The sequence below is a fragment of the Cystobacter fuscus DSM 2262 genome (assembly GCF_000335475.2).
GTDB classification, from domain to species: domain Bacteria; phylum Myxococcota; class Myxococcia; order Myxococcales; family Myxococcaceae; genus Cystobacter; species Cystobacter fuscus.
The window spans coordinates 134,871-147,642 of the sequence record NZ_ANAH02000074.1; the positions used below are offsets into that span (position 1 = coordinate 134,871).

The 12,772-nt window shown below is 70.2% G+C and carries 9 protein-coding genes; 8 read left to right on the forward strand and 1 reads right to left on the reverse strand.

The genetic code is table 11. From position 1 onward, the window contains the following. Nucleotides 1-3,840 carry a serine/threonine-protein kinase gene (locus D187_RS59060; RefSeq protein ID WP_002627739.1) on the reverse strand — a complete coding sequence of 1,280 codons (3,840 nt, stop codon included), beginning with the start codon at nt 3,838-3,840 and terminating at the stop codon, nt 1-3. Between the two features lie 214 nt (nt 3,841-4,054). Between D187_RS59060 and D187_RS48560 the strand changes: the two genes are divergently transcribed. The 8 genes from D187_RS48560 (at nt 4,055) to D187_RS48595 (ending at nt 12,707) form a co-directional block, all read left to right on the forward strand. Next, the gene (locus D187_RS48560; RefSeq protein ID WP_002627740.1) at nt 4,055-4,804 is read left to right on the forward strand and encodes an energy transducer TonB; all 750 of its coding nucleotides are present in this window, start codon (nt 4,055-4,057) and stop codon (nt 4,802-4,804) included. 55 nt (nt 4,805-4,859) lie between these two features. Further along, nucleotides 4,860-5,618, forward strand: coding sequence for a MotA/TolQ/ExbB proton channel family protein (locus D187_RS48565; protein WP_002627741.1), 759 nt, complete (start codon nt 4,860-4,862; stop codon nt 5,616-5,618). Next, nucleotides 5,602-6,015, forward strand: coding sequence for an ExbD/TolR family protein (locus tag D187_RS48570; protein ID WP_002627742.1), 414 nt, complete (start codon nt 5,602-5,604; stop codon nt 6,013-6,015). Before D187_RS48565 ends, D187_RS48570 begins: the two co-directional genes overlap by 17 nt. A 12-nt stretch (nt 6,016-6,027) precedes the next feature. Continuing rightward, entirely contained in the window at nt 6,028-6,465 is a 438-nt protein-coding gene (locus tag D187_RS48575; protein ID WP_002627743.1) for an ExbD/TolR family protein, read from the forward strand. 98 nt (nt 6,466-6,563) lie between these two features. After that, a complete protein-coding gene (locus tag D187_RS48580) occupies nt 6,564-9,497 on the forward strand; it encodes a TonB-dependent receptor (protein ID WP_002627744.1) in 2,934 nt (977 codons plus the stop codon). Between the two features lie 33 nt (nt 9,498-9,530). After that, entirely contained in the window at nt 9,531-10,916 is a 1,386-nt protein-coding gene (locus D187_RS48585) for a beta-helix domain-containing protein (RefSeq protein ID WP_002627745.1), read from the forward strand. A gap of 377 nt (nt 10,917-11,293) precedes the next feature. Continuing rightward, nucleotides 11,294-11,587, forward strand: coding sequence for a hypothetical protein (locus D187_RS54525; protein ID WP_155894093.1), 294 nt, complete (start codon nt 11,294-11,296; stop codon nt 11,585-11,587). A gap of 4 nt (nt 11,588-11,591) precedes the next feature. Next, complete coding sequence (locus tag D187_RS48595) at nt 11,592-12,707, forward strand: LysM peptidoglycan-binding domain-containing protein (RefSeq protein ID WP_002627747.1); 1,116 nt, start codon at nt 11,592-11,594, stop codon at nt 12,705-12,707. Nucleotides 12,708-12,772: the final 65 nt, after the last annotated feature.

The window sequence follows — 12,772 nt, forward strand, 5'->3', positions numbered from 1 at the left end:
TCACGCCGCGGACGGCTCGCGCGAGAGCAGGGCCTCGGCCTGACGCGCGAGCCCCGCGCACCCCAGTGCCGTGAAGCCCTCCCGCGCCTGACGCAGACAGCTCCCGCGCTCCGGCGAGCCCGGCTCCAGCACACGGCCCAGCTCCAGCCAGCCAAGCGCCTCGTCCAGGGGCATGCCCAGCTCCCGCGCCCGCCGTGCGCTGCGCTTCAACGCCCAGCGCGCCCGCCACGCGCGGCCCGCCAGCCAGTGCATCCGCCCCTCGCACCGCAGCGCCATGGGCCGCGCCAGGGGGAAGCGGTTCGAGAACAACGACAGCCGCTCGCACGCCGCCCGCGCCTCCTCCGCCACCGCCGGGGCGGGCTGGCCCGGCACCCGCTCGCGCTCCCACAACGTCAGGTACGTGCGCGCCGCGCCCTCGTAGCCATGGCCCTCGGTGAAGAGCATCGGCGGATAGCGCCGCGCGAGCGCCATCACCCGATCCGCCTCGTCCCGCGCCACCTCCCACTCGCCCCGCTCCAACGCGGACACCGCCAGCAGCCCCCGGGTGATGATGTGCGAGAGCGGATCATGCTTGCCCTCGAGCAGCCCCGCCGAGTCGCGCAACAGCACCCGCGCCTCGTCCCCACGGTCCAGCACGAGCAGGCTGCGCGCCATGGTGTACATGCTCCACACCATGTGCTGGAAATGCCCCCGCTTGCGCGCCGTCTCGCGCAGGCGCGCGAAGCGCTCCAGGGCCTGCTCGAAGTGTCCCGTGAAGAAGTCCACGTGCCCGAGCAGCACCTCCGTCAGCTCGAACTCACCCTGGTTGCCCAGCAGCAACAGCGTCCCCTGCGCCTCGCTCGCCTTGAGCGCGGCACGCGGCCAGCGCGCGAAGCTCGCGTGGAACATCGACTCGGAGATGAGGCCGAAGGCCATGGCGCTCGGATCATCCAGCGCCCGGTCCTCCTGCTGCGCCCGGCGGAAGTACGAGCGCGCCAGCGCATCCAGCCGCACGAAGCCCGCGATGGAGCCGAGCTGCCCGTACAACCGCAGCACCTTCTCGTCCCGCCCCGCGCGCTCGGCCAGGTTGGTGGACAAGAGCGCCGTGGCCATCATCCGGAACGAGTCGTAGCGCCAGTAGTAGCACTCGGCCAGCCGCAGCGCGGAGAGCGCCGCGTCCCCCATCCGCTCGCGCGCCTGCCGGTCCGCCACCCGCCGCCAGCGCTGGGGCATCAGCAGGTGCAGCACCTGCCGCGCCGCCTGCGCCAACAGGAAGCGCCCCCACCCCTTTTCCGTGGTCGGCAGGGGCTCGCCCAGCTCCGCCAGCGAGCGCTCGCAGTGGACGATGCAGCCATCGAAGTCGGACAGGCCGTGCAGGGCCTCGGCCAGCAGCCGCTCCCAGCGCGCGCGCCGCGCCGCGTCCAGGCGCACGCCCCGGTCCCGCCCACGCCGCACTTCCAGCTCCAGCGCCCGGTTCAGGTAGCCACACGCCTCCACGTTCGAGCCCGCCGCGAGCGCGTGCCGCGCCGCCTTCTCCAGGTACTCGAACGTCCACACGTCGTCCTGGGCCTGCTCCCAGTGGTGCGCCAGCACGGGGTAGAGCGCCGGCGACACCCCGCCCCACACGTCCTGCGCCTCCAGCGCGAGCGCCGCCGCGCGGTGCAGCGCGCGCCCCCGCTCGGGCGAGATGCCCTCGTAGGCGAACTCGCGCAGCTTGTCGTGCACGAAGCGCAGCCGTCCGTTGCCCGCGTCCTCCACCACGTGCCGCGCGCGCAACTCCTCCAGCGCCTCCAGTTCCTGCAGGTCCTCCAGTCCGGCCGCCGCCGCCAGGATGTCCGAGTCCAGCTCGCGGCCGAGCACCGCCGCCACCTCCAACAGCCGGCGCGCCTCGGTGCCCAGGCCGTCCAGACGCCGGCACACCAGGTCGTGCAGCGAGCCCGGCAGGGGCAGCGCCTCGTGCAGCCGCGCCAGCGCGTCGTCCCGGGCGGCCACCTGCCACTGGCCCAGGGAATCGCGGTACAGCAGCCGCTCGTCGATCGCCGTGCGCAGGTACTCCGCCACGAAGAAGGGATTGCCCGCCGAGCGCGTGGTGAGGAAGTTGACGAAGGAGGCCGGAGGCGAGGCCATCGACAGCATGTCCTCCACCATGCACGCCACCACCGGGGCGTCGAACTGGCCCAGCACCCGGTGCTCCACCCCCGGCGACTCGATCAACCCGCGCAGCGCCGTGCCCAGCTCCTCGGTGCGGTAGGTGCCCATCACCAACAGGGACGCCCCCCGCAGGAAGCCCTCGCGCAGGAAGTCCAGCGCGCCCAGCGACAGCTCATCGGCCCACTGCAGGTCGTCCATCACCAGCAGCACGGGCTCCTTCGCGCAGAAGGCGGCGAGCGTCTCGGCGAGGCAGCGCATGAGGCGCTCGCGCGCGGCCTGGGGCGGCAGCCGCGGGGGCTCGGCCCACGCGTCCTGTCCGGGCAGCTCCGCCAGCGAGGGCTCATAGAGGGCGAGCACCTTGCCCCGCTCGCCCAGCAGGTGCTCCGTCTCGTGCAGCCCCCGGTGCCGGCACTCGTCGGCGATGGCCTGGAGCACCGGCTTGAAGGCATGCAGCGGCTCGCCATGGCGCGACTCGCCCCCCGCTCCACCCGACAGCGGAAGACAGCCGCCGGTGACGACCCGGAAGGCGCGCCGGCTGGCGAGCACCGCGCACTCCATCACCAGCCGCGTCTTGCCCGCGCCACTCTCCCCACCGATGAACAGACACCCGCCCGTCTGCTCCCGGACCCGCTCCAGCCGGGCCTCCAGCTCCTCGAGCAGCCCGAGACGGCCCACGAACTCCGGCCGGTACAGGTAGGGCCTCGGGGCCGACGCGGCGTCCTCGGTCAGCGCCCCGGAGCACAACCCGGTGAGCACCGCGCCCACGTCCGCCACGTAGCCGAGGCGCTCGCGCGGCACCTTCACCAGCATGCGCGACACCAGCGCATCCAGCTCCGGCGGCACCCCGTGCACCCAGCGCGAGAGCGCGTGGGGCGCCTCCTTCAGGTGCCGCCGCAACACCTCCCAGCCCAGGCCGGAGAAGGGCGGCTGGCCCACCACCAGCTCATACAGGATGCAGCCGAGTGAATAGAGATCCGCCCGCGCGTCCACCAGCCCGCCCTTGATCTGCTCGGGCGACATGTAGACGTACGAGCCCTCCATGGTGCCGGACACATCGAGCGACTCGCGGCTGAGCGGCCCACCGAAGTTGGAGGCCAGGCCGAAGTCCACCAGCACCGGCGTGCCGTCCGGACGGATGACGATGTTGTCCGGCTTGAGATCCCGGTGCACGAGCCCCTCGCCATGAAGGAAGGCGAGCGAGGAGCACAGGCGGCGCACCAGCAGGAGCACCTCGTCCAGACGCCCCAGGGCGGCGGGCCGCCGCTGCTCCTCCGGAGGTGGCCCGTAGGCCTGGAACACCATCCGTCCCTCCCCGGGCGTCAGGGGCGTGGGGGCGGAGACGGCCTGGGTGATGACCTCCTGGGTGATGCGCGCATCGCGCCGCCACAGCACGTCGATGAAGCGGCGCAGGGTCATGCCCTCCAGCAGCTCCATGGCGTACCAGGGCAGCCCGTCCTGCACGCCCTCGGCGAGCACGCGCACCACGCCCGGGTGCTGGATGCGGCGCAGCGCGTGGATCTCCCGGCGGATGCCCCGGAGCATGGCCACCTCGGGCACGCGCACCGTCTTGAGCGCCACCAGCTCGCCGGTCTCCTCGTGACGGGCACGATACACCACGCCCATGCCTCCCGCGCTCAGCCTGCCCAGAAGGCAATAGGGACCGATCCTCCCCTGCTCTTCATCCTGCTGGTGGAGCGCCGCGGCCGACATGGTAGGCGCAAGACTCGCACGGTTCGCTCCGGGGAACCAAGAACGCGCCCCCCGGTGGAGGCGCCCGTCCGGCTGGCTGCCGGGAGGCGCGATTGGCGACAAGACGCCAGAAGTCGTCTCGAGCCCCTCGTGACCCTTCCGTCACGCACCCAGCCACGAAATGTCACCGGGTGGGTACGGGACCGAAACATGCCCTCGCTATACGACGCTCGACATGTTCGAGACCTTCGATAGCGCCACCGATGTGCAGTCCGCCCGCCGGTTCGCGCTCTCCACCGTGACTTCCCTGGGCGTGTGTGCCCTGCTCGGCGTCGCCGCGGTGACGGTGGGCTCCCAGGTCAAGGAAGTCCTCAAGGAGAAGCGCGTGGACGTGGTGTTCCGTCCCCCGCCGCCTCCCCCGGTGGTGGTCGAGGTGAAGCCGCCTCCGCCGCCCCCTCCTCCTCCGCCCAAGCCCAAGGCCAAGCCCCCGCCTCCTCCGCCGACCGTCGCCGCGCCCGCCGCGATGCTCGCCCCCAAGGAGATTCCCGAGGAGAAGCCTCCCGAGGCCGACGCCGCCAACGCCGTGGCCGCCGCGCCCATCGCCGTGGGCGGCACGGGCTCGCTCGTCGCCGGAGCCATCGTCACGGGCATGGACAGCGCGGGAGTGGCCGGCTCCGGTGGCGCGCGCCGCCCCGCTCCCATCAACCTGCCCGAGTCCGCCACGCCTCCGCGCGAGCTGGACTCCAACGTCGCCCCCGAGTTCCCCGCCGACATGCGCGCCAAGGGACAGGAGGGACTGGTCATCCTGAAGATCGTCGTCGAGGAGGACGGCCGGGTGAGCGCCGTCAAGGTGATGCGCGGAGAGGAGCCCTTCGTGGGCGCCGCCGTCGCCGCGGTGAAGTCGTGGCGCTACTCGCCCGCGCTCGTCGCCGGCCAGCCCACCGCCGTGTTCCGCATCGTGAAGATTCCCTTCCGTCTCAAGTAGCGCCCGCAGCGCCCGCGGTCCCAGTACCCGCCGTTTCCACGCCGGAGCCCCCGAGATGAACTTCAATCTGATCGACATCTACCACCACATGGGCCTGTTCGCCCGGTGCATCGCCTACACGCTCGTCGCGTTCGCGCTGGCCTCGCTCATCGTGTTCTTCGAGCGGCTCTTCTTCCTCTTCCGCACCAAGAGCGCGGACCGCAAGTTCATCGCCAAGGGTGGACGGATGCTCGAGGCGCAGCAGCACGAGGCGTTCGTCGTCGAGGCCTCGAAGGCACGTTCGAGCAGCCTGGCGAAGCTCCTGGGTGGCGGGGTGAAGACGTATCTGGTGCGCAAGGACGCGCCCCAGGGCAACCTCGGCGCGGTGGAGCTCACCCGGCGCGAGCTGGAGCGCATCTACGAGCGCGTGGGCGCGGACGTGCGCCGCGGCATGAGCGTGCTCGCGTCGGTGGGCTCGGTGGCCCCGTTCGTCGGACTGCTCGGCACGGTGGTGGGCATCATCGAGTCCTTCGCCGGCATCGCCAAGACGGGCTCCGGTGGCCTGGGCGCGGTGTCCGCGGGCATCTCCGAGGCGCTCGTCGTCACGGCGCTCGGCCTGCTGGTGGCCATCCCCGCGGTGTTGATGTTCAACCTGCTGTCCACCCGCGCCGACGCGCTCGTGCTGTCGCTGGACCTGGCGCGCCGCGAGTTCATGGACCACCTGGAGGACCTGCACCCCACGGGCGGCGCTCCCGTCGCTCGCGGTGAGGGCGCCGTGGCCCTGGACGTGGAGCGCGCGGCTCGCCGGGAGGGTCACGATGTCCGCCCGGCGTAAGGGCGCCGGGCTCGTGCCCGAGATGAACGTGACGCCCCTGGTGGACGTGGTGCTCGTCCTCCTCATCATCTTCATGGTCGTCACTCCCCAGCTCGAGGCCGGCGCGGCGGTGGATCTGCCCGCGGCGGCCAACGTGGACAAGGGCGAGGAGAACTCGCTGACGCCCACCACGGTGAGCCTCACCTCCCAGGGCGCGCTCTTCATCGACAAGCACGAAGTGCCGCGCGCCCAGCTCGTCGAGAAGCTGCGCGGCGTGTTCGAGAAGGATCCCCAGGCGCGCGTGGTGCTCAAGGCCGACCGCGCGGTGCGCTACGCCGAGGTGCGCAACGTCTTCAAGACGCTGCAGGACGCGGGCTTCCCCGGCATCTCGCTGCAGGTCATCGACCTCAAGAAATAGGGACCAACTGTCATGGCTTTCGACCTCGGTGGTGGCAAGGGCGGCATCCGCCCCGCCATGAACGTGACGCCCCTGGTGGACGTGGTGCTCGTGCTGCTCATCATCTTCATGGTCGTCACCCCGCTGATGACCAAGCAGATGTCCCTGGACGTGCCCGGCAAGTCGGACGAGAAGATCGAGACGCCGCCTCCTCCGGGTGCGCTGCCTCCGCTGGTGCTCACGCTCTCCAAGAGTGGCGCGCTGCGCATCAACCGTGACGAGGTGCCGCGCGACCAGCTCGTGACCCGGCTGCAGCGCATGCTCAACGCCCGTCCGGACAAGATCGTCTTCTTCGACGCGGAGAACGACGTGCCCTACGGCAGCGCCATGGACGTGTTGGACCTCGCGCGCGGCGGCAACATCACCGTCGCCGTCGCCCCGGACGCCGTCGCGGAGCCCAGCGCTCCGTGACCTGAAGTTCAACTCCGCTTCGCTCCCCTTTCACCTTCCCTTCCTCTGGTTGCCACGGACCTCGCGTTGTCTGCGCGAGTCCGCCGGTGAGGAGACCCGTGTTGTCTTTCCATCCCGACATCCTCCGCGCCCCCTTGATGGCGCTGCTCCTGATGGCCTCGCCCGTGCTGGCGCAGGCCCCGATTCCCGAGGGGGCCGTGACGCCCCCGCCCGCGGACGCCCCCGTCACCGCGCCCACCACCGACGTCCTGCCCGCCCAGACCGCTCCCGTGGAAGAGGCCCCCGCCGAGCCGCCTCCGGCCGCCGAGGAGCCCGCGGCGCAGGTGGCCGACGAGGCCATGGACGAGTCGATGGGGGAGGCCTCGGCCACGCCCCCGGAAGGCTTTACCGGCGTCTACGGCCAGGTCACCGACGCGCAGACGAAGGAGACCCTCATCGAGGCCACGGTGAAGGTGGTCTCGGGCGCGCAGAAGAGCGTGCTCACCGACGTGGACGGCAACTACCAGCTCGCGCTGCCGCCCGGGACGTATGACCTGCGCGTCTTCTACGACGTCTACGAGGGCCGCCGCGTCACGGGCGTGCGCGTGGAGGCGGGCAAGGCCACGCGGCTGGACGTGCAGTTGAGCGCCGACGCCGCCGCCGTGCAGGAAGTCGTCGTCGAGGCCAGCTCGGACCGCCGCGCCGAGAGCGCGCTGCTCCAGGAGCGCAAGAAGGCCGTCACGGTGTCGGACGCCATCAGCTCGCAGGAGATCGCCCGCACGCCGGACTCGAGCGCCTCGGACGCGGTCAAGCGCGTGGTGAGCGCCACGGTGGTGGAGGGCCGCTACGTGCTGCTGCGCGGACTCGGAGGCCGCTACGCGACGACGCTGCTCAACGGCGCGCTCCTGCCCAGCCCCGAGCCGGATGAGCCCTCGGTGCCGCTGGACCTGTTCCCCACGACGCTGCTGGCCAACCTCAACGTGGTGAAGAGTTACACGGCGGACCTGCCAGGCACCTTCGGTGGCGGCACGCTGCTCATCGAGACCAACACCTACCCGAGCAAGTTCGAGTTCAAGCCCCGCCTCACCCTGTCCGGCGACAGCCTCTCCACCTTCCGCCCGCGCAACACCCAGCCGGGCAGCTTCCTGGAGACGCTGGGCTTCACGGGCCCCGGGCGCCAGTTGCCCGCGGGCGTGCCGCGCGACCAGCGCCTGGGCTCGTCGGTGGACACCTGGAAGAGCTTCTCCAACGTCTGGTCCGCGCGCCAGACCACCGCGCTGCCCAACCTGGGCCTGGGCGCGTCCGTGGGTGACACGCTGCGCTTCGGCAACCAGCGCCTGGGCTACCTGGCGGCCGTCAACTACGGCCACCGCGAGGGCGTGCGCCTGGCCCAGTACGCCCGCGCCGTCAACACGCTGGATCAGGTCGAGGAGCGCGATGGCGCCCAGACCCAGCTCGGCACCGAGGGCGCCAACCTCAGCGCGCTCGCGAGCGCCGGCTACCAGTTCAACCGCGACAACGAGCTGACCCTCTTCAGCCTCTACACGCGCGGCACGGACATCTCCAGCTTCACCTCGCGCGGCGTGAACAACGAGCGCTCGGAGACCTACGAGGGCACCCGCCTGCAATTCGTCTCGCGCGTGCTCTCCTTCAACCAGGTGCGCGGCTTCCACCGCCTCAATGGACTGGGCGATGCGGAGATCGACTGGCAGGCCAACTTCAGCCGCGTGGACCGGGACGAGCCGGACACGCGTGACACCCTCTACGCCGACGACCTGGGCAGCCCCAGCGGCAAGTACTCCTTCCCCAACCAGCCCAACAGCGGCGAGCGCTTCAACGTCACCCTGGGCGAGAACTCCACCGGTGGCAGCGCGAGCCTCACCCTGCCCCTGTCCGCGGTGCGCCTCAAGGCGGGCGGCCTCGCCCAGGTGTCCTTCCGCGACTTCTCCAACCGCCGCTTCCGCTACCAGCTCACCGACGAGCCGGTGGATGCCTCCCTGCCGCCCGAGACGCTCTTCGGCCCCGACATCCTGGGCACGGGCATCCGCATGCGCGAGACCACCCGCCCGGATGACGCCTACGACGCCTACCTCGGCATCTTCGCCGGCTACCTGACGGCGGAGGCCAGGCCGGTGGAGCCCCTGCGCCTGGTGGGCGGCGTGCGCCTGGAGAACTCGCGGCAGCAGCTCACCGCGCACAGCCCCTTCGACGTCACGCCCACGGTGAGCAGCGAGGCGAACTACCTGGACGTGCTGCCCTCCTTCAACGCCATCTACGCGCTCACCCCCGAGGTGAACCTGCGCGCCGGCTACAGCTACACGCTCGCGCGGCCCACGTTCCGCGAGCTCGCGCCCTTCCTCTTCTACGACTTCGCTCGCCGCCGCAACGTGTCCGGCAACCCCAACCTGGTCGAGACGCGCATCCACAACGTCGATGCCCGCGCGGAGTGGTTCCTCGGGGAGAACGAGGTGCTGGCCGCCAGCGCCTTCTACAAGCAGTTCCGCGACCCCATCGAGCGCGTCATCAACAACCCCCAGGCCGGAGACCTCGGCTTCGAGAACGCCGACGGGGCCTCCAGCTATGGCCTGGAGTTGGAGGCGCGCGCATCGCTCGGCCGCATCACCCCCGTGCTCGCCAACTTCCGCGCCGCGGCCAACCTCACGCTCATCCAGTCCAACATCATCCTGACGGATCCCATCAAGCTGGGCGCCCAGACGAACAGCCGCCGGCCGATGCAGGGCCAGTCGCCCTACGTCGTCAACCTCAACCTCGGCTACGACCGGCCCGAGAGCGGCACCGAGGTGGCCGTGCTCTACAACGTGTACGGCCCACGCATCAGCGAGGTGGGCGTGCAGGGCCTGCCCGACGTCTACGAGCAGCCCTTCCACCGCGTGGACCTCACCGTGAGCCAGAAGCTGGGCGCGAGCACGCAGCTCAAGCTCACCGGCTCCAACCTCCTCAACTCCGCCGTGCGCATCCAGCAGGGCGGCATCTCCGTCGTCAACTACCGCCCGGGCATCGCCTTCTCCGCGTCACTCGGCTGGGCGATCTGACCCTTTCCCCAACAGTCCAAAGGAAGCCACCCCATGAAGCGTCTCGCGCTTGGCATCACCCTCGGCATGTCCCTGCTCGCCGGTTGCGACGGCGGAGAGCCGCAGCCCGGCCCCGGCCCCGGCCCGACCCCCTCGAGCACCGTGGAGGTCACCGAGGCCATCACCCAGGACACCACCTGGAAGGCCGACAAGGTCTACTCGCTCAAGAAGTACATCTTCGTGGAGGGCGGCACGCTCACCATCGAGGCGGGCACGAAGGTGCTCGGCAACGATGGCAGCGCGCTCGTGATCACGCGCAACGCCAGGCTGAACGCGGTGGGCACGAAGGACAAGCCCATCGTCTTCACCAGCGCCCGGGAAGAGGGCTCTCGCGAGCCGGGCAACTGGGGTGGCGTGGTGCTGCTCGGCCGGGCGACCATCAACTCCGCGGGCGGACAGAACAGCATCGAGGGCTTCGTCACCAACAGCGCGGATGAGCGCACGAAGTACGGCGGCACCGACGACGCCCACGACTGCGGCAAGCTCAAGTACGCGCGCATCGAGTTCGCCGGCTACCAGCTCGCGCCGAACAACGAGCTCAACGGCCTGACCACGGGCGGGTGCGGCTCGCAGACGGAGATCGACTTCGTGCAGGTGCACAAGGGCGCGGACGACGGCGTGGAGATGTTCGGCGGCACGGCGAACCTCAAGCACATCGTCATCACCCAGCCGGACGACGACGGCCTGGACTATGACCTGGGCTACCGGGGCAAGGTGCAGTTCCTGGTGGTGCAGCAGAACAGCAAGGTGGGCAACCGCGCCATCGAGGCGAGCGGCAACAGCTCCGCGAACGCGGCCACCCCGCGCTCCATGCCGGAGATCTGGAACGCCTCGTTCATCGGCTCCAGCCGGCCCGTGGCGACGAGCGGCACCAAGCAGGAGGGCCTCGTCTTCAACACCGGCGCGGGCGTCAAGCTGCGCAACAGCCTCGTGGTGAACTTCGCGGACCAGGCGGTGGACGTGGACGGCGCGGCGTCCGTGGCCATGTTCGAGGCCGGCTCGCTGTCCATCGAGAACACCTTCTTCTACAGCAACCGGGGCGACACCACGAGCATCCCCTACGCCGCCAACCCGGTGAAGGACTCGGCGGGCACCGTCACCAACCCGGACGCGTCGCGCTTCGCCAACGACACCATCTTCAAGGAGCCCGAGCAGTTCCTCGTCGCGGCCCTGCACAACCAGGTGGTGGAGCCGAAGCTGACGGCCTCGCAGGACCTGAAGGCGCCGAACTTCGCGCCCCAGGCGGGCTCGCTGGCGCTGGATGCGGCGAACGCCGCGACGCCGCCCGCGGGTGGCTTCTTCGACACCTCGGCCCGCTTCGTGGGCGCGGTGGGCACGGACAACTGGCTGGCCGGCTGGACCGCGTACCCGGAGAACTGAACAAGTCCTCGCAGCACCCGGGGCCGTCCCTCGCGCGGCCCCCATCGCCCGGATGCACGAACATCCCACGGAGGGGGCTCCGGGGGATCGGCGTGCCTCCGGGCGGCGTTTTTTCCAGCGGGGCCCCCTCGGTGGCGCACGCCCCTTGCCGGTATCATGCCGGGATGATGAGCGCGTCCTCCCTGAAGGCTCCATGCCCGGGTGCTCGGGCGTTGTTGGGACTGCTGGCGGTCCTGGCCGCCTGCACACGCCACTCCCCGCTGCCGCTCACTGCATTGCAGACTCCGGAGCAACTCCGTGAGCTGCTCGGGTGCACGCCCCAGCGAGACCATGGACCAGGGGCTCCCGTGTCCACCAACCTCGATGAGGAGTGCGACATGAAGATGGACGCACTCCTCTACCTCCAGGCGGCGAAGAGCACGGGCCGCTTCCCCGACGATGACACCCAACGCGGGCTGGGAGTCTCCATCGAGCCCCAGGGCTTCTCACCAGAGGAGCTGGGAAGCTCGGTCGAGTTCCGGGGATTCGAGGTGATCAACCCCCTGCGAGGGCCCCACCTGCTCCGGGCCCGGCTGTCCTCGGGAGTGGAGCTCGCCTTCTGCTGCGGCAAACTCAAGGCCCGCTGCCAGGAGCAGCCGTGCACGTGTTCAAGCGACTGTAACGGGGAGTGAGTGGATGAAGACCCACATCGTCAAGAAGGGCGACTCCATCTGGTCCATCGCCAGGGCGCACGGCTTCGCCGACTGGCATCCCATCTACGAACACCCGGCCAACCAGGCACTGCGCAAGCGGCGTCCCGATCCGGCGCTCATTCAACCCGGGGACCGGATCGCCATCCCTGACCAGAAAGCCAAGCCCTCCGCCTCGCCAGCGGGCCAGAAGCAGCCGCTCAAGGTGGAACCCCAGAAGGGGCCCGCGGAGTCCACCGACCCCTTCAAGCAGTACCTGCACCACCTGTCCAAGCTCGAGCAGGCGGCCATCGCGGAGGGGCACGGTTCCTTGAAGCGGCGCATCACGGACTTCCGGCTCATCTACTATCCCAATGGAGCGCCCGCCCGAACCATCCTCGGGGTCGTCGTGGGTGGAGGAACCTGGAGCCTCCTCATCCCGGGCGCCGCCGCGGATCGGGAACCTCGGAGCTGGGCCTCGCCAGAGCTGGCCGCCTCTCGTGAATTCCTGCGCAAGCACAAGGTAGTGAAGATCAAGGGGAGCGAGGTGGACCTCGGCCATTTGTTCGCGGGGCTCGATGCGGGCAACCACCCCACGCCTCTGTCACTCGGAGGAATCGTCCACCTGAAGTCCAACATGGCGGCGGCCACGTACGCGGGCGATCTCGGCAGCGTGGTGGCCGAGTACGTCCTGAGCAGCAAGGCGTCCGTCCATGACCTGGCCAGCCGGGTCGACGCCGGCAGGCTCCAACAGAAGTACACGGAGTTCATCAGCCCGGAGGACACGGCGGGAAACGCGGACGCGTACGCGATGGTGCTCAACCTCTCCCGGAGCGTCGCCCAGAACCTGACGGACTACTACTCGGCCACGTCCGACGGCGTCGCCCAACGCTATCCGCGCTTCATCCAGCGGGCCCATCTCACCAATCACTCGCGGCTCGTGGATCTGATCTTCAACTCGGCCCTGGCCTACATGGCCTCCAACGGCCGTCGGGATCAGGTGCTCGCCATCATCAGCAAACCCGGTCCACAGCTCTTCGGCTACTCGCTCTGGGAGCTGTATTACAACGTCAGTCAATGGACGGCGGAGCTGTTCCTCTCGAAGATGAAGAAGGGCGGCTAGCGCCTCCGGGTTCCGTTCTGGAGCGAGGCACCAAAGAAAACGGGCCCGGGCTCCCAAGGAGTCCC